The sequence below is a fragment of the Kitasatospora sp. NPDC090308 genome (assembly GCF_044769485.1).
In the GTDB taxonomy this organism is placed as follows: domain Bacteria; phylum Actinomycetota; class Actinomycetes; order Streptomycetales; family Streptomycetaceae; genus Kitasatospora; species Kitasatospora fiedleri.
In genome coordinates, this window is record NZ_JBIVXY010000010.1 from 81,721 (window position 1) to 106,848 (window position 25,128).

Annotated in this window: 25 protein-coding genes; 9 read left to right on the top strand and 16 right to left on the bottom strand. The window is 75.9% G+C overall.

Annotated elements, in window-relative coordinates:
* Window positions 1-81: 81 nt before the first annotated feature.
* A complete protein-coding gene (locus tag ACIQVD_RS22565) occupies window positions 82-1,497 on the top strand; it encodes an MFS transporter (protein ID WP_100834720.1) in 1,416 nt (471 codons plus the stop codon).
* 247 nt (window positions 1,498-1,744) lie between these two features.
* Entirely contained in the window at window positions 1,745-2,626 is an 882-nt protein-coding gene (locus tag ACIQVD_RS22570) for an alpha/beta fold hydrolase (RefSeq protein WP_402291367.1), read from the top strand.
* 178 nt (window positions 2,627-2,804) lie between these two features.
* On the opposite strand, the gene ACIQVD_RS22575 is transcribed toward ACIQVD_RS22570, so the two are convergent.
* Window positions 2,805-3,506 carry a DUF899 domain-containing protein gene (locus ACIQVD_RS22575; RefSeq protein ID WP_100834722.1) on the bottom strand — a complete coding sequence of 234 codons (702 nt, stop codon included), beginning with the start codon at window positions 3,504-3,506 and terminating at the stop codon, window positions 2,805-2,807.
* Window positions 3,507-3,749: 243 nt separating this feature from the next.
* Between ACIQVD_RS22575 and ACIQVD_RS22580 the strand changes: the two genes are divergently transcribed.
* The gene (locus tag ACIQVD_RS22580) at window positions 3,750-4,931 is read left to right on the top strand and encodes an acyl-CoA dehydrogenase family protein (RefSeq protein WP_400680547.1); all 1,182 of its coding nucleotides are present in this window, start codon (window positions 3,750-3,752) and stop codon (window positions 4,929-4,931) included.
* Window positions 4,932-5,039: 108 nt separating this feature from the next.
* Here ACIQVD_RS22580 and ACIQVD_RS22585 read toward each other — a convergent pair whose 3' ends face one another.
* A complete protein-coding gene (locus ACIQVD_RS22585; RefSeq protein WP_159072951.1) occupies window positions 5,040-5,840 on the bottom strand; it encodes an SDR family NAD(P)-dependent oxidoreductase in 801 nt (266 codons plus the stop codon).
* 312 nt (window positions 5,841-6,152) lie between these two features.
* On the opposite strand from ACIQVD_RS22585, the gene ACIQVD_RS22590 reads away from it, so the two are divergent.
* Both ACIQVD_RS22590 and ACIQVD_RS22595 read left to right on the top strand, forming a co-directional pair.
* Window positions 6,153-6,701, top strand: a complete 549-nt coding sequence (locus ACIQVD_RS22590) for an ArsR/SmtB family transcription factor (RefSeq protein ID WP_400680545.1) — start codon at window positions 6,153-6,155, stop codon at window positions 6,699-6,701.
* The gene (locus ACIQVD_RS22595; protein ID WP_402291370.1) at window positions 6,698-8,023 is read left to right on the top strand and encodes an MFS transporter; all 1,326 of its coding nucleotides are present in this window, start codon (window positions 6,698-6,700) and stop codon (window positions 8,021-8,023) included. Before ACIQVD_RS22590 ends, ACIQVD_RS22595 begins: the two co-directional genes overlap by 4 nt.
* 54 nt (window positions 8,024-8,077) lie before the next feature.
* On the opposite strand, the gene ACIQVD_RS22600 is transcribed toward ACIQVD_RS22595, so the two are convergent.
* The 3 genes from ACIQVD_RS22600 to ACIQVD_RS22610 all read right to left on the bottom strand — a co-directional run bounded on the left by ACIQVD_RS22600 (window position 8,078) and on the right by ACIQVD_RS22610 (window position 10,355).
* Window positions 8,078-9,055 carry a hypothetical protein gene (locus tag ACIQVD_RS22600; protein ID WP_400680541.1) on the bottom strand — a complete coding sequence of 326 codons (978 nt, stop codon included), beginning with the start codon at window positions 9,053-9,055 and terminating at the stop codon, window positions 8,078-8,080.
* Window positions 9,052-9,402, bottom strand: a complete 351-nt coding sequence (locus ACIQVD_RS22605; protein ID WP_400680538.1) for a PadR family transcriptional regulator — start codon at window positions 9,400-9,402, stop codon at window positions 9,052-9,054. Before ACIQVD_RS22605 ends, ACIQVD_RS22600 begins: the two co-directional genes overlap by 4 nt.
* Before the next feature lie 164 nt (window positions 9,403-9,566).
* Entirely contained in the window at window positions 9,567-10,355 is a 789-nt protein-coding gene (locus ACIQVD_RS22610; protein ID WP_402291372.1) for a phosphatase PAP2 family protein, read from the bottom strand.
* A 187-nt stretch (window positions 10,356-10,542) separates the two neighbouring features.
* Here ACIQVD_RS22610 and ACIQVD_RS22615 point away from each other — a divergent pair, with 187 nt between their 5' ends.
* Entirely contained in the window at window positions 10,543-11,151 is a 609-nt protein-coding gene (locus ACIQVD_RS22615) for a TetR/AcrR family transcriptional regulator C-terminal ligand-binding domain-containing protein (RefSeq protein WP_400680533.1), read from the top strand.
* Between the two features lie 89 nt (window positions 11,152-11,240).
* Here ACIQVD_RS22615 and ACIQVD_RS22620 read toward each other — a convergent pair whose 3' ends face one another.
* The 3 genes from ACIQVD_RS22620 to ACIQVD_RS22630 all read right to left on the bottom strand — a co-directional run bounded on the left by ACIQVD_RS22620 (window position 11,241) and on the right by ACIQVD_RS22630 (window position 14,327).
* On the bottom strand, window positions 11,241-11,903 hold the full coding sequence (locus tag ACIQVD_RS22620; RefSeq protein ID WP_400680531.1) for a fasciclin domain-containing protein: 663 nt from the start codon (window positions 11,901-11,903) through the stop codon (window positions 11,241-11,243).
* 74 nt (window positions 11,904-11,977) lie between these two features.
* Window positions 11,978-13,621, bottom strand: a complete 1,644-nt coding sequence (locus tag ACIQVD_RS22625) for a molybdopterin-dependent oxidoreductase (RefSeq protein ID WP_402291375.1) — start codon at window positions 13,619-13,621, stop codon at window positions 11,978-11,980.
* 88 nt (window positions 13,622-13,709) lie between these two features.
* On the bottom strand, window positions 13,710-14,327 hold the full coding sequence (locus ACIQVD_RS22630) for a TetR/AcrR family transcriptional regulator (RefSeq protein WP_402291376.1): 618 nt from the start codon (window positions 14,325-14,327) through the stop codon (window positions 13,710-13,712).
* Window positions 14,328-14,397: 70 nt separating this feature from the next.
* Between ACIQVD_RS22630 and ACIQVD_RS22635 the strand changes: the two genes are divergently transcribed.
* The gene (locus tag ACIQVD_RS22635; protein WP_402291378.1) at window positions 14,398-15,291 is read left to right on the top strand and encodes an NADP-dependent oxidoreductase; all 894 of its coding nucleotides are present in this window, start codon (window positions 14,398-14,400) and stop codon (window positions 15,289-15,291) included.
* A 51-nt stretch (window positions 15,292-15,342) separates the two neighbouring features.
* Here ACIQVD_RS22635 and ACIQVD_RS22640 read toward each other — a convergent pair whose 3' ends face one another.
* Both ACIQVD_RS22640 and ACIQVD_RS22645 read right to left on the bottom strand, forming a co-directional pair.
* The gene (locus ACIQVD_RS22640) at window positions 15,343-15,753 is read right to left on the bottom strand and encodes an SRPBCC family protein (protein ID WP_400680522.1); all 411 of its coding nucleotides are present in this window, start codon (window positions 15,751-15,753) and stop codon (window positions 15,343-15,345) included.
* A gap of 53 nt (window positions 15,754-15,806) precedes the next feature.
* Window positions 15,807-15,992 carry a hypothetical protein gene (locus ACIQVD_RS22645; protein ID WP_400680520.1) on the bottom strand — a complete coding sequence of 62 codons (186 nt, stop codon included), beginning with the start codon at window positions 15,990-15,992 and terminating at the stop codon, window positions 15,807-15,809.
* Window positions 15,993-16,286: 294 nt separating this feature from the next.
* Between ACIQVD_RS22645 and ACIQVD_RS22650 the strand changes: the two genes are divergently transcribed.
* A complete protein-coding gene (locus ACIQVD_RS22650; protein ID WP_402291381.1) occupies window positions 16,287-17,189 on the top strand; it encodes a PfkB family carbohydrate kinase in 903 nt (300 codons plus the stop codon).
* Window positions 17,190-17,401: 212 nt separating this feature from the next.
* On the opposite strand, the gene ACIQVD_RS22655 is transcribed toward ACIQVD_RS22650, so the two are convergent.
* The 3 genes from ACIQVD_RS22655 to ACIQVD_RS22665 form a co-directional block, all read right to left on the bottom strand.
* Window positions 17,402-17,902 carry a TspO/MBR family protein gene (locus ACIQVD_RS22655; RefSeq protein WP_402291383.1) on the bottom strand — a complete coding sequence of 167 codons (501 nt, stop codon included), beginning with the start codon at window positions 17,900-17,902 and terminating at the stop codon, window positions 17,402-17,404.
* Window positions 17,903-17,944: 42 nt separating this feature from the next.
* The gene (locus ACIQVD_RS22660) at window positions 17,945-19,072 is read right to left on the bottom strand and encodes a glutamate--cysteine ligase (protein WP_402291385.1); all 1,128 of its coding nucleotides are present in this window, start codon (window positions 19,070-19,072) and stop codon (window positions 17,945-17,947) included.
* Between the two features lie 317 nt (window positions 19,073-19,389).
* Window positions 19,390-19,974, bottom strand: coding sequence for a hemerythrin domain-containing protein (locus ACIQVD_RS22665; protein WP_400680511.1), 585 nt, complete (start codon window positions 19,972-19,974; stop codon window positions 19,390-19,392).
* A gap of 227 nt (window positions 19,975-20,201) precedes the next feature.
* Between ACIQVD_RS22665 and ACIQVD_RS22670 the strand changes: the two genes are divergently transcribed.
* A complete protein-coding gene (locus ACIQVD_RS22670) occupies window positions 20,202-21,176 on the top strand; it encodes a hypothetical protein (RefSeq protein ID WP_402291387.1) in 975 nt (324 codons plus the stop codon).
* 74 nt (window positions 21,177-21,250) lie between these two features.
* On the opposite strand, the gene ACIQVD_RS22675 is transcribed toward ACIQVD_RS22670, so the two are convergent.
* The 3 genes from ACIQVD_RS22675 to ACIQVD_RS22685 form a co-directional block, all read right to left on the bottom strand.
* Window positions 21,251-21,745, bottom strand: coding sequence for an SRPBCC family protein (locus ACIQVD_RS22675; protein WP_400680507.1), 495 nt, complete (start codon window positions 21,743-21,745; stop codon window positions 21,251-21,253).
* Window positions 21,746-21,831: 86 nt separating this feature from the next.
* Window positions 21,832-23,451, bottom strand: a complete 1,620-nt coding sequence (locus tag ACIQVD_RS22680) for a phytoene desaturase family protein (protein WP_400680506.1) — start codon at window positions 23,449-23,451, stop codon at window positions 21,832-21,834.
* A gap of 346 nt (window positions 23,452-23,797) precedes the next feature.
* Window positions 23,798-24,814 carry an ROK family protein gene (locus ACIQVD_RS22685; RefSeq protein ID WP_402291389.1) on the bottom strand — a complete coding sequence of 339 codons (1,017 nt, stop codon included), beginning with the start codon at window positions 24,812-24,814 and terminating at the stop codon, window positions 23,798-23,800.
* Window positions 24,815-25,128 lie beyond the last annotated feature (314 nt).

Here is a 25,128-nt window from a genome sequence, read left to right on the forward strand (position 1 = left end):
GCACTGCCAAGCCTAGCCTTCGCAGTGGGACGAACAGCAGGTGTCTGGCTAGCCGGCGGGTGATCTCCCACGCTTGCTGGCATGACCACGATTCCCGACCCGCGGAACCGCATGAGCACCCGGCTCAGATTGACCCTGTTCGTGCTGCTGGGCGCGCAGTTCATGCTCTCCGTCGACTTCTCGATCCTCAACGTCGCGCTCCCCCAGATCGGTTCCGGGGTCGGGATATCCTCCGACGACCTGCCGTGGGTGGCGTCGGCCTACGCGCTGCCGGCCGCCGGCTTCACCCTGCTGTTCGGCCGGATCGCCGACCTGTTCGGCCGCCGCCGGCTCTTCCTCGCGGGCATCACGCTGCTCACCGTGGCCTCGGTGCTCGGCGGCGTCTCGGACAGCGGCGGCCCGCTGCTGACCGCGCGCGTCCTGCAGGGCCTGTCGACCGCGATGGCCGCCCCGGCCGCGCTGTCCCTGCTGACCACCTCGTTCTCCGAGGGCGCGATGCGGGAGCGGGTGCTGGGCCTGAACGGCGCGCTGCTGTCCGGCGGGTTCACGGTGGGCGCCCTGGTCGGCGGCACCCTGGTCGGGCTGCTCAGCTGGCGCTGGGCCTTCCTGATCAACGTCCCGGTGGCCGTCGCCATCCTGATCGCAACGCCGCGGCTGATCGCCGACAGCCGGGCCCCGGAGAAGGTCCGGCTCGACGTGCCCGGCGCCGTCTCGGTGACGGCCGGCCTGCTCGCGTTCACCTACGGCATCATCGGTAAGAACCTGCTGGTCGCCGCCGTCGGCGTGGTGCTGCTCGGCGTGTTCTGGGCGATCGAGCTGCGCGCGCCCGCGCCGCTCGCCTCGGTGCGCATCCTCAAGCGTCCCACCGTGAAGTGGGGCAACTTCGCCGGGCTCGTCGTCTTCGCGATGGAGAGCGCGCTGATCTTCCTGATGACGCTGTACCTCCAGGACGTGCTGCACTTCGCCCCGCTGACCACCGGCCTGATCTTCGGCGTCCCCGGGCTCGCGGCGGTGGCCGCCGGCGTCATCGCGGGCCGGGTGATCGGCCGCTTCGGCACCCGGGCCGTGCTGACCGTCGGCCTGTCGGTGCAGGGGCTGGCCACCGCGCCGCTGGTCCTGCTCGGCACCGACCGGGTCATGCTGGCGGTGCTGCTGCCCGCCCTGTTCATCAGCTTCTTCGGGCACGTCACCTCGATCGTCGCCTACACCGTGACCGCGACCTCCGGCCTGCCGGACTCCGAGCAGGGGCTGGCGACCGGCCTCGCCGCTCTCAGCCAGCAGGTGGCGGCCACCATCGGCATCCCGATCCTCAGCGCCGTCGCGGCCTCCCGCGCCGTGCAGCTGGACGGCATCCGGCTGGCGCTCGGCGTCGACGTGATCGTCACGCTCCTCGCGGTGGGCCTGGTGTGGGTGGGCCTGCGCCCCCGCGCCGAGGCGCCGCCCGCGACCGCGGCCGACCCGCGGGTCGAGGTCGAGGAGCAGCCCGCGGGCCGCTGAGCGGCCCCACCGGCCGGGCCCGACCGGTCCGCCCGAACGGTCCGGCGGGCCGGTGCGCGGCGGGGAAAGACGGCATTCACGGAGAAGAGGTCCGGGGGAATTGCCGGGACCATCGGAGGGCGATCGGCGGAACGGACCGGCGGATGTTTCCGCGGGGGCCGTTCCGCCGCCCGCCGGCGCCGGGCGGCCGAATGCGATTCGGCCGCCGCGCGCATTCCCTTTCCCCCGCGAGGAACGGACCCCGACCGTGACAGTGAAGAGAACCACCGTCAACGCCATCGAATTCGCCTACCTGGAACAGGGCGACGGACCACTGGCCCTGCTCATGCACGGCTTCCCGATGTCCCCGGCCACCTACCGCCACCTGATGCCCGCGCTGGCCGCGGCGGGCTACCGCGCCGTCGCCCCGTACCTGCGCGGCTTCGCGCCCTCGACGCTGCCGCCGGACGGCTCCTTCGCGATCGCCGACCTGGTGTCCGACATCAACGGCCTGCACGAGGCGCTGGGCGGCGACGGCGACGCCGTCCTGGTGGGGCACGACTTCAGCGCCCCCGCGGTGTGGGGCGCGGCGCAGGACGGGGAGCGCTGGTCGCGGGCGGTGGTCTGCGACGTGCCGCCGCTGCCGGTGTTCGGGCCGATGGTCCTGACGCCCCGGGGCACCGACGCGCTCAGCCACTTCTGGTTCTTCCAGACGGCGGTGGCCGAGCAGGTGGTCGCGGCGGACGACCTCGGCTACCTCGACTGGATCTACCGGAAGTTCACCGCGGACGGCTTCGACGCGACCGAGGACCTCAAGCACGCCAAGGACGCCCTGCGCGCGCCGGAGAACCTGGCCGCGGCGCTCGCCCTGTACCGGACGGCCTTCCCGCCCGACCGCTTCGGCACGCCGGAGTGGATCCAGGAGCATGCCGCCGTCTGGGGCGCCCCGCCGAGCCGGCCGGTGCTCAACCTCTTCGGCTCGGAGGACCCCAGCTTCGTGATCACCGAGGCGGTGCTGGCGGACATCGTCGCGGGCCTGCCCGCGGGCTCGCACGCCGAGGTGGTCCCGGGCGCGGGCCACCTCGGACTGGTCGAGCGGCCCGCCGAGGTCAACCGCCTGGTGCTGCGCTTCCTGGCCGGGGACCTCTGAGCGGCGGCGCACCGCGACGGCCCGGGTGGCCGGCCCGCTGCGGGCCGGCCACCCGGGCCGTCCGGTCCCGGCGGGTCCGCTTCCGCGTACCGGTGGGCGGGCGGACGGGCGCGCGGGCACGCGAGTGCGCGCGAACGCCCGGGGGCGCTCGCGCGTGCTCAGGGCCGGGCGGGGCCGGTCAGGAGCTGAACTTGTCCTGGCCGTTCCACCAGTTCTCGCCGGGCCCCTTGGCGCTCTCGTCGTCGTAGCGGTCGTGGTGCCGCCACCAGTCCCAGGGGCGGGCCAGGCCCTCCTCCTGCCGGCCCAGCAGGGTCATCTCCAGGTAGTTGTAGGTGTTCAGGGTGACCTCGCTGCCGCGGTCGTACACCGAGTTGGTGTGGAAGACCTCGTCGCCCTCGCGCAGGAAGGAGCTCACACCGGGCAGTTCGCCCTTGTCGGTGGTCACGTGGAAGTCGTGGTTGAAGTCGTTGCCGTGGGAGGAGACGAAGGGGAGGTCCCAGCCCATCCGCTGCCGGAACGCCTCGATCTTGGCGATCGGCGCCCGGGCCACCATGACGAACGAGGTGTCGCGGTTGTGCAGGTGGGCCAGGTGCCCCACCGAGTCGGCCTGCATCGAGCAGCCGGGGCAGCCCTCCTCCCAGGCCGGGTCGAACATGAAGTGACGGACGATCAGCTGCCGGCGGCCCTGGAACAGGTCGAGCAGCGTGGGCGAGGCCCCGGGCGCCTCGAAGACGTACTCCTTCTCGATCCGCACCCGGGGCAGCGCGCGCCGGGACGCCGAGACCGCGTCGCGCAGGCGGGTGAGCTCCTTCTCCTGCTCCAGCAGGTCCTTCCGGGCGGCGAGCCACTCGTCCTTGGTCACGATGGGCGACAGATCCACACTGGCCTCCAGGTACGGCACCGCCGCCGGGAATCGGCGGGCGGGAACGATGCTGGGACCAAGGTGGCACGCGCGGCACCCCTTTCCTTCTCCGCGGTTGCTCAACCGGGAAAGACCTCCACCGGGACCAGGCAATTCAGAAGAGGACGCGTCGGCGGGCCCGGTGGAATCGTTCTCCGGTGACCACGTGAATGGGAATTCCGGTCCGGTCACCCACTCAATCGAACCGTCCAGGAGGAAATGATGTCGTCCACTGGAATACCGACCCGGGAAGAAATCGTCGAACGGGTCTCCGCGCTGGTGCCGGCCCTCCGGGAGCAGGCGGCCTGGTCGGAGGAGAACCGCCGGCTGAGCGAGGAGACGATCGCGGCGCTCACCGAGGCCGGCGTCTTCCGGCTCCGGACGCCGGTGCGCTACGGCGGCTACGAGTGCGACACCAGCACGCTGGTGGAGGTCGCCATGGAGCTGGGCCGGGCCGACGGCGCCATCGCCTGGACCTCCTCGGTGTTCTGGATCCCGACCTGGATCGCCGGCCTGTTCCCGGACGCCGCCCAGGACGAGGTCTTCACCTCCGCGGCCCCCCGGGTCTGCGGCACCAACAGCCCCACCGGCACGGCCGTGCCGACCGAGGGCGGCATCGTGCTCAACGGCTCCTGGAAGTTCGTCAGCGGGGCCTGGCACGCGGGCTGGCAGGAGATCGCCGCGATCCTGCTCCGCCCGGACGCCGAGCCCGAGCCCGTCATGGCGCTGGTCCCGATGACCGACCTGAAGATCGTCGACGACTGGCACACCAGCGCGCTGCGCGGCACCGGCAGCGTCACCACGGTGGCGGAGGAGCTGTTCGTCCCGGAGCACCGGATCATCCCGATGGGGGCCGCGATGCGCCCGCAGGGGCTGTCGCGGGCCAACGCCGACTCCCCGGTCTGGCGGACCCCGGCCTCCCTGGTCGCGGCGGCCTCCGGCGTCGGCGTGGCGGTCGGCCTGGCCAAGGCGGCCCGGGAGGTGTTCTTCGAGCGGCTGCCCGGCCGGAAGATCACCTACACCGACTACACCGTGCAGGCCGAGGCCCCGATCACCCACCTGCGGGTGGCCGAGGCGGTCAACAGCATCGACCAGGCGGAGTTCCACGCCCGGCGCGGCGCGGCCACCGTGGACGCCAAGGCCGCCGGCGGCGAGGAGTGGAAGCTGGAGGAGCGGGCCCAGGTCCGCAACGACCAGGGCGAGGCGACCCGGCTGGCCAAGCACGCCGTCGACCTGCTGGTGAGCATCAGCGGCGGCAGCTCGATCCACCTCGACGTCCCGCTCCAGCGGATCGCCCGGGACATCCAGGGCGTCGCCCTGCACGCCCTGATCAACCCGGACACCAACACCGAGCTCTACGGCCGGGCCCTGTGCGGCCTGGAGCCCAACACGCTGTACATCTGAGGACGTCCGGGCGACCGGATCACGGACGGCGGGCCCGCCACCTCCCCCACCGGGAGGGCGGCGGGCCCGCCGTGCGCGGTCCGGCCGCCGTGCGCGGTCCGGCCGCCGTCAGCGGCCGACCATGCCGCCGGTCAGGTCGACCGTGGTGCCCGTGGAGACGGGGGCCAGGTCCGAGGCCAGGAACGCCGCCATGTTCCCGACGTCGGCCAGCGCGGGCCAGCGGCCCAGCAGGTTGCGGGCGGCGGAGCGCTCCTGCCAGCCCGCCTGCCGGGCCGGCAGCTCGGGCAGGCCGGTCGCCATCGTGCTCTCCATGCTGCGGGCCGCCTCCGGCGATCCGGCGGAGTGCAGGCAGAGCACCCGCACGCCCTGCGGCCCGAGTTCGGCCGCGAGGGTGCGGGCGAAGCCCTCGACCGCCGCCCAGGCCGGGCCGAACCCGGCGGTGTAGGGGTAGGGGACGCGCGCGGGCGCGGCGGTCATCATCATGATCGCGCCCCGTCCGCGCGGCACCATCCGGGCCGCCGCCGCGTTGGCGGTGACGAACTGCGCCTTGGTGAAGTCGATGATCGGCAGCGCGAAGTCCTCGAAGGACAGCTCGCCGAGGGCCGCGCCCTGGGCGCCGCCGGGCCGCCGGGTGGAGGTCGCGCAGAACGAGACGTCGAGGCCGCCGGTCCGCTCGACCACGGAGTCCAGGAAGCCCTCGACCGCGTCCCGGTCGAGCGCGTCGACCTGCGCGGTGACCAGCGAGCCGCCCTCGGACTCCACGTCGTGGGCCAGTTGCTTGAGCCCGGCCTCGCCCCGGCCCGCGACGAACACCCGGGCCCCTTCCCGGGCGAAGGCCCGGGCCACCGCGCCGCCGACCGCCCCGGCGCCGTAGACGACCGCCGTCCGGTCCGTCAGCAGACTCTCCATCAGGTCTCCCCTTCCCCTGCGGCGGGACCGGACAGCACCGACCCGCGAAACTCCGGCACCGCCCGGCGGACGGGCGCACCCGGCCCACGCTAGGCACCCCCCGGGCCACCCGCGCCCCGAGCCGCCCCGCTCCCGGACATCACCGCAGGTCGGAACGGGTGCCACCCCACCCGCCCGGAGGGGTGGGCACCGGCCCGCCGGGCTGACGCACGCCCGTTCGCCCCGGTCCGCGCCCGCGGGCCGGGCGACGGATCGCGGGAGTTCGGGCGAAACCCCTTGCGCAATGGTCAAGAAACGTTGACCATTGCTTCCGTGCCCACCGACGACGATCTTCCCGAGACGTTCCACGTCACGACGGACGAGCAACTGCGCGCCGTCTCCAACCTCACCCGCCACCGGATCATGGCCGTGCTCCGCTTCGAACCCGCCACCATCACCCAGATCGCCGAGCGGGTCGGCCTCGCCAAGGGAAGCTCCAGCTACCACGTGCGGCTGCTCGAACGGGCCGGCCTGGTGAAGGTGGTGCGGACCAGGAAGGTCCGGGGGGTCACCGAGCGGTACTACGCCATGGCCGCCCGGGCGATCGTGCTGCCCGACCCGGGCGAGGGCGGGCCGGACGTGCTGATGCGCCACGCGGTGGCCGACCTGGAGTCCTCGCCCGCGGACGGCGAGCGGTACGTGCGGATGGCGCACCTGCGGCTCACCGAGCGGCAGTTCGCCGAACTCGGCGCCCGGCTGGAGGCGTTGGCGGACGAGTACCGCGCACTCTCCGACCCCGCGCTGCCGGACGCCTCGCTGGTCCTCGCCCTGTTCCACCCGGCGCCGCGCGCCCGGGCCGAGGCCGAGGAGGGCTCCGAATGACCACCGGCGCAAGGAGGTTGCCGCCCGGCTTCGGCCGGCTGTGGACCGCGCAGACCGTCTCCTCGCTCGGCGACGGGGTGATGCACGCCGCGCTGCCGCTGCTCGCCCTGACCCTGACCCGGGACCCGCTGGCGCTCGCCGTCGTCACGGCCGCCGGGACGCTGCCCTGGCTGCTGCTCGGCGTGCTCGGCGGCGCGCTGGTGGACCGCTGGGACCGCCGGCGCACCATGTGGATCGCGGACGCCGCCCGCGCGGCGCTGCTCGCGGCGGCCGCGGCGGCGGCCGCGCTCGGCCTGCTGAGCGTTCCGCTGCTCGCCGCCGTCGCCTTCCTGCTCGGCGTCGGCGGGCTGTTCTTCGACACCGCCGCCACCGCCTACCTGCCGGAGCTGCTCCGGCGCGACCCCGCGCTCCTGGAGCGGGCCAACTCCCGGCTGCGCGGCGCCCAGACCGCTATGTCCGGCTTCGCCGGGCCGCCCGCGGGCAGCGCGCTGCTCGCCCTCGGGCGGGCGGTGCCGCTGCTGGCCGACGCGGTGTCGTTCCTGCTCTCCGCGCTGCTCGTGCGCACCCTGCCCGCCGGGCCCCGGCCGGTGCCGGCGGCCCGCGAGTCGCTGCTCCGGCAGGCCCGGGCCGGCGCCTCGTACGTCTTCCGGGACCGGGTGCTGCTCGGGCTCGCGCTCCGCCCGGCGGTCGGGAACGTCGCCTTCCTCGCGGTGGAGACCGTGCTGGCCCTCTTCGCGCACGACCGCCTCGGCGTCGGCACCTCCGGCTTCGGCCTGCTGCTCACCGCGGAGGCCACCGGCGGCCTGCTCGGCGCGGCCGTCGCCTCCTTCCTCGGGCGGCGGCTCGGCACCGGCACCGCGCTGACCTGCACCGCCGGGCTGGAAGGTCTCGCCGTCCTGGGCCTGGCCGCCGCGCCGAACCCGTACGCGGCCGGGCTGGCCCTCGCCCTCTGCGGCGCCGGGATGGGCGCCACGATGGTGCTCGCGCCCTCCCTCCGGCAGGCGATCGTGCCGCCCCACCTGATGGGCCGGGTCGCCTCCACCTCCCGGATGCTGGCCATGTGCGCCGCGCCGCTGGGCGCCTTCCTCGGCGGCTGGCTGGCCGCCTCCCACGACGTCCGCACCCCGCTGTACGCCGCCGCGTTCCTGCTGCTCACCATGACGGCCGTCACCGCCTCGATGACCGGCAACCGCCGGGTCGAAGCGGCCCTGCGCGCCGCCGCACCGGCCGCCGGGGGCCACGGGCCGGAGCAGCCCGAACCCGCCCCGGCCGAGGGCGGGTTCGAGCCGGAGCCGACGCTCACCGCGGGTGGCGGCCGCTGAGGCGCCGGGACCGCCGGGCGCCCCGGCGGTCCCGGCTCCCGGGGTCAGGCGGGGTCAGGCGGGGTCGGTGGGCTTGTCCCACCAGGTCCGGCGGACCAGGTGGACCGCCGCCGCCAGCGCGGCGGCGAGACCCAGCAGGACGAGGCAGGCTCCGCCGTAGCGGACGATCCTCCGCAGTTCCCGCGCCGGGTCGTCGACGGCGGCGAACACCAGGTGGACCAGCCAGGGCAGGACGGCGAGCGCCACTCCGGCGGCCCGGAGCCCGTCCGGACGGCGGCCGGACAGGCGCAGCAGCAGGACCACGGCCGTCGCCGCGCACAGCCAGAGCGGGAACAGCCCGACGGTCGCCATGTTCAGGGAGAGGTGGCGGGTGAGCTGGTACCGGTCCGCCGCGATCAGCGGCAGTCCGACGCCCAGCGCCAGCCCGGCGGCCTCCCACCGCCCCCGCTTGGTGACGTCCACCAGGTCGGGCGGCGCGAGCAGCAGCAGTGCGCCGACCAGCAGCAGGCCCAACAGGTAGCCCACCAGCCACAGTTGGTAGATCCCCTCCAGCTCCTGGATGCCGACCTCGACGAGGGCGGCGAGCAGGCCGGTGATCCGGGCCGCCCTCCACCGGCCCACCGCGGCGAGCGCGAGGGCGAGCAGCCACGGCAGGGTGCCGGCCACCAGCAGGACGGCGTCCAGGACCGCGTGGCCGAGGCCGCTGCCGGGGAACGGGTACCGGATGCGGTGGACCCTCTCGTGCAGCCGCGACAGCAGGAAGAACAGGCAGCGGCCCGCGGCGATGGCGAGTGTGACGGGCGCCGCGCCCGCCAGCACCCGGCCGGCCGGGTCGGTGGGGCCGATCCGCAGCCGCAGCCGCAGGGCGTGCGCGGCGAGGTCGAAGCGCTCCCGGAGCACCGCCCGCCGGGGCAGGCCCTCGGCGGTCCGGGCGAAGACCGCGGCGATGTCCTCCCCGTGCAGGGCCCGGTAGCGGACGGGGTAGAGGCTCATCAGCAGGCGCCCGGCCTGCGGCGCGGGGCGGGCGGTCATGCGCCGGCTCCGTTCGGGCGCAGGCGGGCGGCGGCGCCGAGTCGGCGTTCGGCCTCGGCGGCGGCCAGCCGGAGGCGGCGGGCCTCCTCGGCCAGCAGGTCCTGGCCCTGCCCGGTGAGGGCGAAGGTGCGGCGCAGCCTGCCGTCGACCACCTCCTCGCTCTCGATCCGGATCAGGCCGTCCTGGAGCAGCCGGTCGAGCGCGGTGTAGAGGGTGCCGGTGCTGAGCCGGGTGCGGCCGCCGGAGATGGCCAGCACCTCCTGGATGATCGCGTAGCCGTGCCGGGGGGCGTCGGCCAGCGCGGTGAGCACGAGCCTTGTCGGCTCCCGGAGTTGACGTTCGGTCATGCGGCGATCATAGGGCTGCTGTCGCCATATGTCGATTGCTTACCTATCGGTGCGCGCGGGGGCGGGAACGGCACGACCCCGCCGGCCGCTCACGCGGTGACGGGGTCGTGCGGACCGGCGGGCGGCCGGGGCCGCCGGGCTGCCGGGCTGCCGGGCTGCCGGGGTCAGTGGGCGACCGGGACCAGGGCGCGGTCCTCCGGGGGCCGGGGGCGGCGGGCCCGGCAGCCGGTGGTGGTGGCGGGGGCCCGGATGAAGGTGAAGGCGAGCAGGAACATCAGGGTGGCGGCGATGGAGTCCAGCCAGTAGTGGTTGGCCGTTCCGACGATCACGGTGAGGGTGACCACGGGGTGCAGCAGCCAGAGCCAGCGCCAGCGCGAGCGGGTGGCCGCGATCAGGCCGACGGCCACCATCAGGGCCCAGCCGAAGTGCAGGGAGGGCATCGCGGCGAACTGGTTGGAGAGGTGGTCGGCGGTGGGCGGGCCGTAGACCGCGGGCCCGTAGAGCCGGCCGGTGTCCTCCAGCCCGGTGGAGGCGAGCATCCGGGGCGGGGCCAGCGGGAAGGCGAAGGGCAGGATCAGGGCGGCCGAGGTGACGGCGGCCAGCACCCGGCGGGCCCAGACGTAGTGGGCGGGTCGGCAGAGGTAGAGCCAGACCAGGAACAGCCCGGTCGCGGGGAAGTGGACGGTCGCGTAGTAGACGTTCGCCAGGTGCACCACCGTCTCGTTGCGCAGCAGCAGGTCCTGCACGGCGCCCTCGCCGGGGAGGTGGACGGTGCGCTCCAGGCCCCAGACCCGGTCCGCGTTGTGGAAGGCGGTGGCGGTGTGGCCGATGGCCAGTCGGCGGCCGAGTTTGTAGACCGTGAAGAGCCCGAGGACGAGCAGGAGTTCCCGGAGCACCGGGGGCCGGGGTATGTCTCCTGCCGGGGCTCCGGCGGAGTCCGTCGCGGTGCGCAACCGCTCCCCCTTACTGGCGGGCGGCCCGGTTCCCGGGTCCCGCGTGCGAGTGCCGATACGCTGACGTATCGATACAGTCGCGTATCGATACGTTGGTGGAGTGTACATACGGCCGTCGCCGCCCCGACACCCCGGGGACGGCGGGACGACACCACGCCCCGGGCGGGGCGTGCGGGAGGTGCGGGAGGTGGAGGGCGTGCGGGACGAGGAGCCGGTCTGCGGCTCGACCCGGTCGAAGATCACGTCCGAGCGGGAGCGGGAGTTCTTCGAGGCGGTGCTCGACGAGATCCGCACCGGCGGCTACGAGGCCGTCACCATGGAGGGCGTGGCCGCCCGCACCCGGTGCGGCAAGTCGACGCTCTACCGGCGCTGGCGGACCAAGGCGCGGTTCGTCGCGGCGGCCCTGCGCGCCCGGCGGGAACCGCGGTGCGCGGGCATCGACACCGGTTCGCTGGCCGGCGACCTGCGCCGGGTGGCCGCGGCCACCGGGACCTGGTCCGACCGGGACACCGCCCTGCTCCAGGCGCTCGGCTACGCGGTGATGACCGACAGCGACCTCCGGGACGCGGTGCGGGAGACGGTGATCGCCCCCGAGGTCGCGGCGCTGGAGGAGATCCTGCGGCGCGGCGTGGCCCGCGGCGAGGTGCCGGCCGACCACCCGGCCCTCGAGTTCGTACCGGACATGGTCTTCGGCGCGACCCGGATCAGGCCGCTCCTCTCCGGCCGCCCCGCCGACGCGGACTACCTGCGGCGGTACGTGGAGTCCGCCGTCCTGCCCGCGCTCGGCCTGGCCTGACCCGGAGCGGCGCGGAGCGGGCACGGAGCACCCCGGCCCGTCCCGGCGCGTGGTCGCCGGGACGGACCGGGGTGCGGTCCGGTGACGGGTCAGGAGGTCGGCATCAGGACGGTGTCGACGATGTAGACGGTGGCGTTGGCGGTCTGGACGTTGCCGCACAGGACCTTGGAGTTGCCGTTGACGGTGAAGTCCGGCTGGGCGCCGGCGGCGGTGAGGTCGCCGCCCTCCAGGGACTTGTGGGTGCCGGTCAGCGCGTTGGGGGCCAGCCGCTCGGGGGCGACGTGGTAGGTGAGCACCTTGGTGAGCTTGGCCTTGTCGGCGAGCAGCGCGTCCAGGTCGGCCTTCGGGATCTTGGCGAAGGCGTCGTTGGTGGGCGCGAAGACGGTGATGTTCTGCGCGGAGTTGAGGGTGTCGACCAGCCCGGCCTGCTTGACCGCCGCCACCAGCGTGGACAGCAGCGGGTTGTTGGAGGCCGCGGTGGCCACCGGGTCCATGGCCATGCCGGAGAACGACCCGGCACCGTCCTTCGGCACGGCGGTACAGGCCGCACCGAACGGCTGGCCGGCCATCGCGGCGGCCGAGGCGGTGCTGCTGTCGGAACCGGACATCGGGGCGGACGAGGAACTCCCGGCGGAGGCCGAGGCGGACGTGGAACTCGTCTCGCCGCTGCTGCTGCACGCCCCCAGGGTGAGGGTGAGGGCACCGGTGGCGAGCAGGGCGGTCAGGGTACGGCGACGGGTGGTGACGGACATGGCGGAACGCTCCTCGATACGGGTGAAGTGGTGTTGGTGAAAAGGCGGATGACGGTTCGTCAGGTACGTGGTGGTCAGGTGACGGTGACGACGGTGCTGTGCCAGCCCGTCGCCCCGGCGGGGAACGGCGCGGCCCGCTGCTCGGGCTGCACGGCGCCGGCGGCGTCGGTGGCGCGCACCTCGATCCGGTGGGTGCCCGGCGGCGCGCCGCGCCAGCGGTACGACCACTGCCGCCACAGGTCGGGCCCGGCGTCGGCGGCCAGGTCGGCCTGCTGCCAGGGGCCGCCGTCGACGCGGACCTCCACGGCCGCGACGCCCCGGTGGGTGGCCCAGGCGGTGCCCGCGACGTCCACGTCCCCGGCGGGGACCTTCGCGAACGGGGCCGGGACCTCGATCCGGGAGGCGGTGCGGACGGTGCCGGTGCGGTCCCAGCCGCGCCGCACCCAGTACGGGTCGAACGCGGCGAAGGTGGTGACCTCCAGCTCCACCAGCCACTTGGTGGCGGAGGTGTAGCCGTAGAAGCCGGGCACCACGCTGCGGCAGGGGAAGCCGTGCGCGACCGGCAGCGCCTCGCCGTTCATGGCGACGGCGAGCAGCGCGCGCCGCCCGTCCAGGACGGACTCCAGCGGGGTGCCGATGGTCATGCCGTCCTGCGAGCGCCCCACCAGCTGGTCGGCCCCGGCGCGGACCCCGGCCCGGCGCAGCAGCGCGGGCAGGGCGGCGCCGAGCCAGCGGGTGGTGCCCACGTAGGGGCCGCCGACCTCGTTGGAGACGCAGGACAGCGTGTGGTCGAGCTCTTCGAGCGGTTCGCGCAGCAGCTGGTCGAAGGTGATCGACTGCGGGTGGTCGACCAGGCCGTGGATGCGCAGCGCCCAGTCGCGCGGGTCGATCCGGGGCAGGGTGAGCGCGGTGTCGACCCGGTAGAAGTCCGCGTTCGGGGTGGTGAACGGGGACAGGCCCGGGACCTTCGGGTGCAGGGCGGCGGGCGGGGGCGGCAGCGGGCGGGCGGGCACCGGGAGGCGGACGGCGTCGCGGGCGGCGGTGACGTCGAACCGGCGGTCCGTCAGGACCCGCCCGCCGACCCCGGCCAGCGCGCCCGCCGCGAAGGTCGCGGCGGTGGCGGTCAGCACGGTGCGACGGCCGGTCAGCGCGGTCGCGGACACCTGGTCCGAGGCCGCGGTCTCCCGTTCCGCCGTCGCCCGTTCCGCCGTCGCCGGGAGCGGTGCGGGGGTGGTGCGCCGCCGGAGCCGGGCCAGGGCCAGGGCGGTGGCCGCGCCGACCAGTCCGGCGGCCAGCGACGGGGCGCAGTCCGCCGCCGCCGCGCCGGGGCGGGAGAGCGCGGCCCAGGCGCCGAGCCCGCCGAACGCCCCGAACACCGCGGCCCCGGCGAGCGGGCGGCGTACCGCCAGCAGGCCGGCCAGCGCGGCGAGCAGGGCCATCGTCAGGTAGATGCCGCCCAGCAGCACCGCCTTGTCGTGGGTGCCGAAGGTGCGGACCGCGTACTCCTTCAGCGGAGTGGGCGTCAGGTCGATCGCCGCCGACCCGACCGCGATCACCGGCGCGCTCCGCGCCCCCACCGCGTACGCGGCCAACTCGCCCGCGCCCAGCGCCGCCACCGCGGCGGCCAGGCCGATCGCCGCCGCGCCCAGGGTGCGGGCGACGCGTCGGCGGCGCGGGTGGCCGGACGGTGCGGCGGCGGGGGTCGGGTGGTTGGTCACATCCCCCGTTCGGGGCCCCGGTGGCCCCGGATTGGTCGGACTGGCCCACTCGCCCGATCGGGTGAACCGGGCGCGCTGCCGGAACGGTTCAGCGCGAGGCCGGTTCAGCCGTTCCGACCTGCGGGTTCCCGGTCGCGGGCGCGGCCTGCCAGGCGGCCTCGATCATCCGGAAAATCTCGTCCAGGGCGGCGTCCGGGTCGGCGGCCGTCCGGGCCAGGGCGTGGGCGTCGACCGCGAACCGGGCGAGGGCGCGGACGGCCGTGGTGCTGCGCGGGGGGCCGGGGTCGGCGGCGATGGCGGCGGCCAGCGATTCGGCGTGGCGCAGCCGCATCGTCTCCTCGTACTGCCGCAGCGCCGGCGAGGAGTTGATCATCCGCCAGATCGGCGCGGTGCCGTCGGCGGTGCAGTGCCGGACGAGGGCGCGGACCTCGCGGTGCAGGGCGGGGACGAGCGGTTCGCCGGGGTCGCGGTCGGCGACCGCCCGGACGAGGCGCTGCTCGAAGTCCCCGTCCTGTTCGAAGACCAGGGCCTCCTTGGCCGCGAAGTGGGAGAAGACGGTGGTCACGGCGACGTCGGCCTCGGCGGCCACGTCGCGCAGGCCGACGGCGTCGTAGCCCTTCTCCAGGAAGAGCCGCAGGGCGGTGTCGGCGATCTTCTGGCGGGTGGCGGCCTTCTTGCGTTCGCGGCGGCCGGTCGGCTCGGTCATGCCCTTACCCTAGCAGCTAGCAAATGACAACAGTTCCAAAAAGCTAACCGTTAGGGTTAGTCTCGTCCGCATGAAGAAGATGGTCTTCGCCGAGTTCGGCGGCCCCGAAGTCCTGCACCTGGTCGACGCCGAGGAGCCCCGCCCCGGGCCCGGCCGGCTCCGGATCGCCGTGCGCGCCGCGGGCGTGAACCCCGTCGACTGGCGGATCCGCGAGGGGCAGGCGCTCAAGGCCCACCCGCTCCGCCTGCCCTCCGGGCTCGGGCTGGACGCCGCGGGGGTGGTGGACGGGATCGGCGAGGGCGTCACCGGGGTCGCGGTCGGCGACCGGGTCTTCGGCGAGGGCAGCAGCACCTACGCCGAGTTCGCCGTGCTCTCCGCCTGGGCCCCGATGCCCGACGGGCTGACGTACGAGGAGGCGGCCGGCTACCCGTCCGTGGTGGAGACCGCGCTGCGGGTCCTGCGCGAGGTCGGCGTCCGGCCCGGGCAGCGGCTGCTGGTCAGCGGCGCGGCCGGCGGGGTCGGCTCGGCCGTGCTGCAGATCGCCCGCGACCGGGGCATCGAGGTGGTCGGCACGGCCGGCGCCGACAACCAGGACTACCTGCGCTCCCTGGGGGCCGCCGCCACGACCTACGGCGACGGCTGGGTCGAACGGGTGCGCCGGCTCGGTCCGGTCGACGCGGCCCTCGACCTGGCCGGGGCGGGCGTGATCCGCGAACTCGTCGACCTGACCGGGGACCCGCGGAAGGTCGTCTCCATCGCCGACCTCGGCGCGCCCGAGCACGGCGTCCGGTTCTCCGACACGGCCGGCAGCGTGCCGGAGGCGCTCGCGGTGGCCGCCGACCTGATCTCCCGGGGCCGCCTGCGCATCCCCGTCGCGAAGACGTACCCGCTCGCCGACGCGGCGGCGGCCCACGCCGACAGCCGGGCCGGCCACACCCGCGGGCGGCGGGTCCTGGTGGTCTGAAACGCTCCGGGCCCCGGGGCCGGGTCCGTACCCGGCCCCGGGGCGGGACGGTCAGCCGCCGCCGTCGACCCGGAGGCGGACCTGTTCCTCCAGCCGGGCCAGGCTCTCGTCCAGCTCCCGCTCGACGGTCTCCGGCGCGGGCCCGGCGCCGTCCTCGAAGAAGGAGAGGTGGATGGTGACCTGGCTCGTCCCGGTGTCCAGCCCGGCCACCTGGAGCCACCCGGCGTACCGGCCGTCGTCGCGGGTGCCCCACTCCATCCGCAACTGGTCCTGGCGGGTGCGCAGCAGCCCGCGCTCCTCGGTGCCGCTGCGGTCCTCGTGGACGGTCACGGCGGGCGGGTCGTCGACCCGCACGTGCAGGTCGCGGGGCATCCAGGCGTCCAGCCGCGCGGGGTCGGTCGCCTCGTCGAAGACCGGCTCCGGGAGGGCCGGCATGGTGCGGGAACGTTCGTACTCGGTCATCGGCAACTCCTCGGGTGGTGTCCGGGCCGGGGCCCGGGGATCGGTCGTCGGGATCAGTCCGGCGGTTCGTCCCCGCCGTCGGCCTTGGTGGTCTCCGCGGCCTCGCGGTCCGGGTCGGAGGTCGGCTCCTCGGTCGGGTCGCGGCGCTCCTCGCCGTCGGCCGGGACGATGTCGGGCACCTCGATGCCGTCCGGGGGCGGCAGGTCGGGCGTCTTGGGCGCTCGATCGGGGTCGGTCACGGCGGGTTCCTTCCGGTCCGTCACGTCCGCCGGTCCTTCCGGCTCCCCGCGCGGATGCCCCGACGCGGACGGTCCACTCATGATCCGCGCCCGCGGACCCGGCCGCAGCCCCGGCGGCGGGGCCCGCGGTACCGCACGCCCGGCTCCCGGCGGGCCGGGCGTTTCGCCGCCCGGCCCGCCGGGCACGCGCGACCGGCCGGGCACCGGCGGCAGCGGACCGGCGCATCGACGCATCGACGCATCGACGCATCGACAGATGGACGCATCGACGGATCGGCTGATCGAGGAGGCGCGGTGGACGGGCGGGAGCGCGGGGCGGGCGTCGTGGTGGTCGGGCAGGTCGGCCGGGACCTGGTGCTGCGGACGGACGGGCTGCCGGAGGCCGGCGGGTCGGCCGACGTCGCGGAGCGGTGGGAGGGCCTGGGCGGCAAGGGCGCCAACCAGGCCGTCGGCCTGGCGCAGTTGGGCGTGCCGGTGCGGCTGGTCGGCGTGGTGGGCGAGGACCGCGCGGGCGCCCTGGTGCTGGCCCGGGCCGACCGGGACGGCATCGACACCGCCGCGGTCGTCCGGCGCGGACGGACCGCCCTGCTGGTCGACCTGGTCGACGCGCCGGGCAGCCGCCGCCTGCTGGAGGACGTCCCGCCGGAGAGCCTGGTCACCGTCGCGGACCTGGAACGGGCCCGGCCGGCCCTCGCCTCCGCCGACACCGTCTCCCTGCAACTCCAGCAGCCCTCGGCCACCCTCCTGACCGCCGCCCGCCTCGCCCGGCGGCACGGCGCCCGGGTGGTGGCGGACGGCGCGCCCGAGCCGGACGTCCGTGACGAACTGCTGCCCCTGCTCGACGTGTTGCGCGCCGACGCCGCCGAAGCGGAACTCCTCGCCGACCGCCCCGTCCACTCCGCCCGGGACGCCCGCGCCCTGGCCCGCCACCTGCTCACCACCGGCCCCACCCTGGTCGCCCTCGCCCTGCCCGACGAGGGCGACCTGCTGGTGTGGCCGGACGGCGAACACCTCTTCCCGCTGGCCGACGTCCCCGTCACCGACCCGACCGGCGCGGGTGACGCCTTCGTCGCGGGCCTGGTCGCCGCCCTGCGGCGCGGCGCCGACCCGGTCACCGCGGGCCGGCTGGCCACGGCCACCGCCGCCGCGACCGTCCAACGCCTGGGCGGACGACCGGACTTGTCCGGATTGGCCTAGGGCCCGTCTTCAAACCCCCGTCTGCCCCACGACGCCTGGCACGCCCTCTCGCCACACCGGGCGAAAGGCCAAGTACATCCAGTACGCGACCTTCCACCCGGCACGCCGAGAGCACGCACCGGACGCCGCGGGGCTGCGACGGGGGTTTGAAGACGGACCCTCGCGCCCGCCACCTGCCCGGCGCGCACCGAGGTGGTCGGCCGGACCGGCGGTCAGGGGTTGCGGCGGGCGAGGGAGGTGCTGAGGGCGGTGGCGAACAGGCACCAGGCGGCGTAGGGGGCGAGTGCGGCGGCGGCTGCGGGGTCGTGGCGTGCCGTCCGCCGGATCAGGTGCAGGTTGTCGGCGTCGAGCAGCAGGCTGCCCGCGACGCCCGCCGCCGGGCTGCGGAGGCCGAAGAAGAGCCAGGTCCAGCCGGCGTTCAGGGCCAGGTTGGTGCCGTAGGCGGCGGCCAGGGCGGTGCGGTCGCGGCCGGTCGTGCGGTTGAGGGCGTGGCCGGCGCTCCAGGCGAGGGAGGCGTACAGCGGTGTCCAGACCACCGGGAAGGCCCAGGACGGCGGCTGCCAGGCGGGTCTGTCCAGCGAGCGGTACCACCGGCTCGCCGGGCCGGTGGCCCGCGCGCCCGTCCAGGCCGCCGCCGCGGTCGCCGCCGTGGCCGCCGCGTACGGGAGCGCGTGCCGGGCCTTCGCCATCCGGGTCGTCCAAGTCTGTCGCATGGTCCCCGTATGTCCGGCCGGGCCCGGTCCACACGCCGGGTGCTACGGGGCCGGGTCGCCGTCCTGCTCCGGGTCCGCTCCCTCGGGGCCGCCGCTCACCAGGGCGACCAGTCCGGCCCGGCCGTTGCGGCGCAGTTCGCGGCGCTGGCGGACCGCGCCGTTGCCCTCGGTGAGGAGCCGTTCGAGCAGCGGGACGACCCGGGAGGTGTCGTCCGCCTGCCGGAGGGCGGGGGTGAGTGTCTCCAGGACCTGGTCGACGACCGTCGGCGGGGAGTCGAGGGTGCCGGTGAGGGGGTTGTGGAGCCGTTCGGTGCAGCCGTGGCGGGCGGCGTGCCAGACGGCGGCGGCCAGCGCCTCGGGGTGCGGGGCGGGGCCGGCCGGGAGCCTGTCCGGGTCGGTGAGGAAGGTGGTGGCGACCGCCCGGAGCAGGCCGGTCAGCATCACGGCCTCGTCGGTGCGGAGTTGGACGTCCATCGCCCTGACCTCCACGGTCGGGTAGCGCTCGGAGAGCCGGGCCTGCCAGTAGAGCTGGCCCACGTCGCCGATCAGTCCGGTGTCGACGAGCGCGTGGATGCGCGCGTCGTAGTCGGCGGCGCCGTCGAACAGCGGGGGCACGCCGCTGACCGGCCAGCGGCTGAAGACCACGGTCCGCCAGGAGGAGAACCCGGTGTCCACGCTGTTCCACATCGGCGAGTTGGCCGCCAGCGCGACGACCAGCGGCAGCCAGCGGCGCAGGCCGTTGAGCAGGGCGACGCCCGCGGCGCGGTCGGGCACGCCCAGGTGGACGTGCATGCCGGTGATCAGCTGCTCGTCGGTCAGCTGGGCGGCGTGCGCGCGCAGGGCGCGGTAGCGGGGGGTGTCGCTGACCGGCACCGACAGCCGGTCGGCGAAGGGCGCGGCGCCGGAGGCCGCCAGCAGGCAGCCGTGCCCGTCGGCGGCTGCCGAGAGCGCGCGGCGCAACCGTTCCAGGTGGGCGGCGACCTCGTCGAGCGTCCGGCAGACCGGGGTGGCGACCTCCAGTTGGGCCTGGAGCAGTTCGCGCTGCACCTCCGACCCGTCCAGCTCCGGTTGCAGGTCGGCCAGCTGCCGCACCTGCTCCGCCCGCGCCACCGGCACGCCGGTGGCGGCGTCCAGCAGCAGGTACTCCTCTTCCACACCCACGGTCACCATGGACAGCGGCTACCCCCCTGGGGGGCGTCCACGCACCGCTCCCCGGGCGGGAATCCGCCGCGCGAGCACGGTCCGGGCGGAGGGACGGAGCGGCCCCGGGCGGCACGGCTGCGCGAGGGACGACGGCGCGAGGGACGACGGCGCGGTCGCGGGCGAGGCACCGCCCTGGCGACGGCACGGCCCTGGCGCGGCACCGCACCGCACCGCACCGCACCTCCCGGGTGAACGCCCGCGGCCTGGGTGGCGGCGCACGGCCGCGAGCGGCGGCCCCCGTCGGTCCGGGGGCCGCCGCTCGCGGCGGTGGGGGTGCGGGTCGGTCAGTCGCGGTGCTGGGTGAAGGCGTCCTTGGCCCGGTCCAGCAGGGAGGCGAAGGGGCCCACCGTCCACTGGAGGGCGGGCTTGCCGGCCGTGCCGGGGTGGGGGTGGGTCGGCGCGAGGCGTTCGGCCGCGAGCAGGCGGCGGCCCATCGTCCGGCGCTGCTCGACGTCGTACGCGGCCCGCAGCGCCGGGAACTCCTCCGTCTCCTCGTGCTGCGCGTGCGCCTCGACCGCCTGCTGGAAGTCGACCAGCCGGGCGTCGAACTCGGCGCTCGTCACGTCCAGCTTCTCCAGCTCCAGCAGGGCGCGGTTGGCCTCGGCCTCCTCCGCGTTGCGGGCCGCCGCCTCCGGCTCCCCCGCCGCGCGCTTGGCCGCGGGCCGCACCACCATCTCCTCGCCGGTCTCGTGGACGGCCAGCAGCGCCCGCAGCTCGTCGAACGCCTGCTGCCGGTGCTCGCCCCGGGCGTCCCGCACGTCCGCGAACAGCCGCCGGATCCGCTCGTGCTGCGCCAGCAGGACCTCGACGACGTCCTCCCGCGGCTGCGTCGTTCCCGCCCCGGTGCCGGTGATCGTGTCGGTGGTCATGGTCTGACTCCTCTCGTGGCCGGACTCTGTCGGCGGTCGTCTCACCCGTGGGCCTCCGATCAAACGGCCGTCGATCGGGTGACGGCCGCCGCGCCGCGCCGACGGGCCCTCAGGACCGGTGCGGCGAACGGGAGTCGGGATCGGCGGCATTCTCCGCGCGGCAGGGGGGAGACGGTGGGCGCGCGTGCCGAACGTGCGCCCGTCGATCCCGTCCCCGGGGAGCCCACGTGTCCGTCCACTCCCGTCTCGCCGTCCTCGGCGCCGGCACCGTCCTGGGCGGTGTCCTCACCCTCGGCGCCGGGGCCGCGCCCGCCCTGGCCTGCGAAGCGGCCCCGGCCCCGGCCGCCGCCGCCGACGCCCCCTCCCCGGCGGCCCCCTCCGCGCCCGCCTCCGACTCGCCGACCGCGTCGGCACCGGCGTCGGCGTCGGCCTCCGCGTCCGGCGGGGAGCCGGCCGCCACGGTGGCGCTCCTGCCGCCGGCGGACCGGACGCTCGTCGCGGGCGGCGCCCCGGCCGAGTTCACCGCGGAGATCGGCAACACCGGCACCGCCGCGCTCACCGCCGCCGCCCCGCTGCCCGCGCTGCGCAACGACGCCGCCCAGGAGGCGCGCCAGGCCCTGCGCGCCGACGACCTGCTGCTCCAGGTGGCGACCCCGGCGGGCTGGGAGCCCCTCCCGCTGTCGACCGGCTGCGACGGGGTGCTGCGCGGCGACGGCGACTCCCTGGCCACCGACATAGCGCCGGGCCGGGCCGTCCGCTACACCTTCCGGCTCTCGGTGACCGCCCGGGACGCCGCCGTGCAGCAGGTGGACGTCCGGCTCGGCCTGCGGTCCGGTGCGGCGGGCGCCGCCGGGTCCGTCCCGCACGCCAGGTTCCTGGTCACCCGCCCGGCCCCGGCCGCCGCCGAGTCCGCGCCGCCCGCGTCGGCCGCCCCGGCCGCGACCGCCGCCGGGTCGGTCCCCCGCACCGGGACGCTCGGCCTCGACTCCCGCCCCGAACCCACCCGGAGCGGCACCGCCACGCCGACGGCCACCGGGGCCCCCTCCGCCGTGGCCGCCGCGGGCGTGGCCGAGCACCTGCTGGCCCCCACCGGCGGCGGCCGTCCCCCGGTCTCGCTGCTGATCAGCGGGGTCGCCCTGATCACCCTGGGGGCCGTCGGCCTGGCGCTGGTGCTGGCCCACCGGCCCGCCCGCCACCGCTGAACCGCCGACCGCTCCCGGGCCGCTCCCGGGCCGTCGAGCCCCGTCCTGCTCCGTGCGCCGGTGGGACGCCGTTCTCAGCGACGCCCGGCCAGGCCGCTCGCGGCGGAGTCCCGTCGTCCGGCGGAGTCCCGTCCGGCGTGGTCGCGGGTGGCGGCGCGGTCGAGGTTGCCGAGCAGGCGGCGGTTGCGCAGGTGGAGGGCCAGTTCGGTCAGTGGGTTCTCCAGCCGGGCGCCGAGGCCGCGCAGCGGGTGCTCGTCCAGGAGCAGCAGGGTGTGGCGGCCCCAGGGGATGAGGGTGAACGCGATCCGGGCGGTGCCGAAGGGGGCGGCCTTGGCCTCCAGTTCAAGTCGGCGGCCGGATTCGCAGATCCGGACCACGCAGGTGTCCTCCAGGGTGACCGGGCCGATCCCGACCCGGAACCGGAGTTCGGCCCCGACCTCGGGCCAGCGGTCGTCCGCGCCCAGGATGTCCTGGGTGCCCACCACCCACTGCGCGTAGCTGTGGGCGTCGGCCAGCAGGTCCCAGACCTGTGCGGGCGGGGAGTCGATCAGTCGTTGGCGCTGTGCCATGGGACGGCCCTCCTTCGGGCTTCCTCGGGCTTCTTCGGCCTCTTCGAACTTCCTGGGGCTTCCTCGGGCTTCCTCGGGACGGGCGGTCAGCCGCGCGGGTCCGGGCCGGACGGCAGGAAGCGGGCGGGCGAGCGGCGGTACGCGTTCAGGGCGGCGCGGGCCGCGTTGGCGCCGCACGCCCCGTGGACGCCGCCGCCGGGGTGGGCGGCGGCGGAGGCCAGGTAGAGCCGCTCGATCGGGGTGCGGGGGCCGGCCGTGCCGGGGGTGGGGCGCAGGAAGAGCTGCTGGTGGGGGGCGGCGGTGCCGCCGTTGAGGGCTCCGCCGACCAGGTTCCCGTCCAGCCCCTGGAGGACCGGCGGGGTGAGGATGCGGCGGGCGGTGACGCGGCTGCGGAAGCCGGGGGCGAACCGTTCGACCTGCTCCTCCAGCCGGTCGGCCATCGCCTCGCCCTCCCGGGTGTCCCAGCGGCCGGTGATGCCGTCGGGGCCGAGGTCGGCCTTGATGTGCTGCGGGACGTGGGTGTAGGCCCAGGCGGCCTCGGTGCCCGCCGGGGAGCGGGTGGGATCGGCGACGGTCATCTGGCCGAGCAGCGCGAACGGGCGGGCGGGCAGCCGGTCGGTGCGGACCTGGTGCGCCCAGTCGCCGAGTTCGTCGAGGTCCGCCCCGAGGTGGACGGTGCCGGCCCGGCCGGCGGCGGGCGCCTCCCACGGGATCGGCCCGGACAGCGCCCAGTCGACCTTGACGGTGGCGAAGTCCCACTCGAAGTGGCGGATGTCCCGGCGCAGCCGGGCGGGGAGGTGCTCGGGGGCGACCAGCCCGCCGTACAGCGCGGTGGCGGCGGTGTCCGCGAGGACGGCCCGGCGGGCCCGGTGGCCGCAGCCGTCGGCGGTGCGCACCCCGAGCGCCCGCCCGTCCCGCACCACCACCTCGCGGACGGGCCGACCGCAGTGCACCTCGCCGCCCCGGGACTCCAGCCGACGCACCAGCGCGTCGGTCAGCGCGGACGCCCCGCCCACCGGCACGGGCCAGCCGTAGCGCCGTCCGAGCATCGCCATCAGCCAGCCGAACGCGCCGCTGCCGGCGGCCTCCGGCAGCAGGTCGGCGTGCAGGGCGCAGCCGGCCAGCAGCATCCCGGGGGCGTCCCCCTCGAACTCCTCCTCCGCCAGCCGCCGCACCGGCAGGGCCAGGAAGCGGGCCAGCTCCAGCAGGCCGGCCACCCGCAGCCGGGCCGCGATCGCCGCGCCCGACCGCAGCGGCGGGAACGGGGAGAGCAGCCCGTCGACCAGGTGCGGCTCCAGCCGGTCCCACCGGTCGGTCAGCCGCTGCCAGGCCCGGGCGTCGTGCGCACCGAACATCCGCTCCAGCCGGGCCGCCTCCGGTTCGCCGTCGTTCCCGTCGCCGTCGCGGTGCAGCAGGCCGCAGCGCCCATCGGACAGCGGGTGGGCGAGCACCACCGGGGCGTGGCTCCAGCGCAGCCCGAACTCCTCCAGGCCCAGCGAGCGGATCGCCGGGGAGGCGGCGGCCAGCGGGTGGAAGGAGCTGAACAGGTCCGAGACGTAGCGCGGGTCCACCCCCCGGTCACTGCGGACCGCGCCGCCGGGCCACGGCTGTTCCTCCAGCACGACCACGTGCCAGCCCGCGTCCGCGAGCAGATTGGCCGCGACCAGCCCGTTGGGGCCGGCCCCGACCACGATCGCATCCGCCATGTCGGCCTCCTCGGGTCGTCGTCCCGCCCGCGCCTGCCCGGATGCCGCAGACGTACACGGAGCCGGACGGGCGGCCGCCCACCCGCAGGAACGTACGGCGCGGCCCGGGCGCTCGCCCGGAGCCGTCGCCCCCGACGCCCGGCGCCACCGACCCGCGTGCCCCACCCCCCAGCCGACACCGCCCCCTCAGGAAGCCGCAGCCAGACCCCGCGCAGCGAGCAACCGACCCACCCCGATCAGACCGGAATCGTCATCCTCAGCACCCCACACCACCATCTCGCGAACCTCCCCACCGGTGAACCCGAAGCAGCCCAGCCCTCCCCACCACCCAGCCGACACCGCCCCCTCAGGAAGCCGCAGCCAGCCCCCGCGCAGCGAGCAGCCGACCCGCCCCGATCAGACCGGAGTCGTCATCCTCAGCCCCCAGCACCACCATCTCGCGAACCTCCCCGCCGGTGAGCCCGAAGCAGCCCAGCCGTTCGAGTTCGGCGGTGAGGAGTTCGGCGTAGCGGGGGCCGATGGCGAGGGCGAAGCCGCCGATCAGGAGGTGGCGGCGGATGCCGATGGCGGTGAAGAGGGCGGTGATCGCGGAGGCGAGTGCGGTGATGCCGCCGTGGATGGCGGCGGTGGCGAAGGGGTCCTCGGCGCGGACGGCGGCCACCAGGGCGTGGTTGTCGAGGAGTTCGGGGTCGGGGGCGGTGGCCGCCAGCGCGGAGCGGGCGTAGCCGGCGGGGTCGGTGCGGGCGGCGCGGCGGGCGGCGGCGAGGGCGCCGCGGCCGGAGGCGATCGCGCCGAGGTGGCCGCGTCCGCCGCAGTCGCAGGGCGGGGCCTGGGGGGAGGTGTCGACGGTCCAGTGGCCGAGTTCGCCGCCGTGACCCTCGGTGTCGAGCAGGACCTCGCCCGCGCGGTAGACCTTGTTGCCGATGCCGGAGCTCACCGTGATCAGGCAGAACGGCCGGTCGTCGGCGGGGTCGACGTAGCGCCAGACGGCCGCCGTGAGGTCGTTGACGACGACGACGGGCAGGCCGAGGCGTTCTTCCAGCAGTTGCCGGACGGGCAGGTGTGCGCCGGGGCCGCCCCAGACGGTGGGGGCGGCGAGGGCGCGGCCGTCGGCGGTGACGGGTCCGGCGAAGGCGACGGCGACGGCGGTGCTGCCGTGGCGTTCGACGGCTTCGGCGGCGAGGGCGGCGACCTGGTCGAGCACCCGGGCTTGCAGGGCGGCCACCGGCAGGTCGGGGTGGGCGGCTATGCCGTCGGTGGGGACGCGGCGGACGTCGGTGACGGTGTCGTCGTCCGGTGCGTAGCGGGCGGTCCGCAGGGTGGTGCCGCCGAGGTCGATGACGGTGAACGCAGGGTCGGACAAGGGTTGCTCCCCGGGCTTCGGTTGGTGCTTCGGCATCGCTTCGGCGCTGGTGCGGGGCGCGGTCACTGGTCCGCGGCCACCCGCCGCGGCGCGATCGTACACGGCCCGGCCCGAATATGGGAGCGCTCCCACAGTACCGCTCCGCCCCCGCCCCGCCCGGGAGCGCCGACCGCCGGCCCCCGCGGAGGAAGCCGCCGCCGCGCCGCGAGGCCAGAGCGCCGCAAGGCCGTTGTCCCGGCGCGGAGCGCTCCCCCCGGGAGCGGGGAACTCCGTTCCCGCCGTCGGAGGGAAGGTCTACATTTGTTTGCCTGACG

Bases quoted from the DNA above. Each gene is read 5' to 3' on its own strand.
- ACIQVD_RS22565 (WP_100834720.1), top strand. From the start codon at position 82: ATGACCACGATTCCCGACCCGCGGAACCGCATGAGCACCCGGCTCAGA.
- ACIQVD_RS22580 (WP_400680547.1), top strand. From the start codon at position 3,750: ATGTCGTCCACTGGAATACCGACCCGGGAAGAAATCGTCGAACGGGTC.
- ACIQVD_RS22585 (WP_159072951.1), bottom strand. From the start codon at position 5,840: ATGGAGAGTCTGCTGACGGACCGGACGGCGGTCGTCTACGGCGCCGGG.
- ACIQVD_RS22595 (WP_402291370.1), top strand. From the start codon at position 6,698: ATGACCACCGGCGCAAGGAGGTTGCCGCCCGGCTTCGGCCGGCTGTGG.
- ACIQVD_RS22600 (WP_400680541.1), bottom strand. From the start codon at position 9,055: ATGACCGCCCGCCCCGCGCCGCAGGCCGGGCGCCTGCTGATGAGCCTC.
- ACIQVD_RS22605 (WP_400680538.1), bottom strand. From the start codon at position 9,402: ATGACCGAACGTCAACTCCGGGAGCCGACAAGGCTCGTGCTCACCGCG.
- ACIQVD_RS22620 (WP_400680531.1), bottom strand. From the start codon at position 11,903: ATGTCCGTCACCACCCGTCGCCGTACCCTGACCGCCCTGCTCGCCACC.
- ACIQVD_RS22630 (WP_402291376.1), bottom strand. From the start codon at position 14,327: ATGACCGAGCCGACCGGCCGCCGCGAACGCAAGAAGGCCGCCACCCGC.
- ACIQVD_RS22635 (WP_402291378.1), top strand. From the start codon at position 14,398: ATGAAGAAGATGGTCTTCGCCGAGTTCGGCGGCCCCGAAGTCCTGCAC.
- ACIQVD_RS22640 (WP_400680522.1), bottom strand. From the start codon at position 15,753: ATGACCGAGTACGAACGTTCCCGCACCATGCCGGCCCTCCCGGAGCCG.
- ACIQVD_RS22655 (WP_402291383.1), bottom strand. From the start codon at position 17,902: ATGCGACAGACTTGGACGACCCGGATGGCGAAGGCCCGGCACGCGCTC.
- ACIQVD_RS22660 (WP_402291385.1), bottom strand. From the start codon at position 19,072: ATGGTGACCGTGGGTGTGGAAGAGGAGTACCTGCTGCTGGACGCCGCC.
- ACIQVD_RS22665 (WP_400680511.1), bottom strand. From the start codon at position 19,974: ATGACCACCGACACGATCACCGGCACCGGGGCGGGAACGACGCAGCCG.
- ACIQVD_RS22675 (WP_400680507.1), bottom strand. From the start codon at position 21,745: ATGGCACAGCGCCAACGACTGATCGACTCCCCGCCCGCACAGGTCTGG.
- ACIQVD_RS22680 (WP_400680506.1), bottom strand. From the start codon at position 23,451: ATGGCGGATGCGATCGTGGTCGGGGCCGGCCCCAACGGGCTGGTCGCG.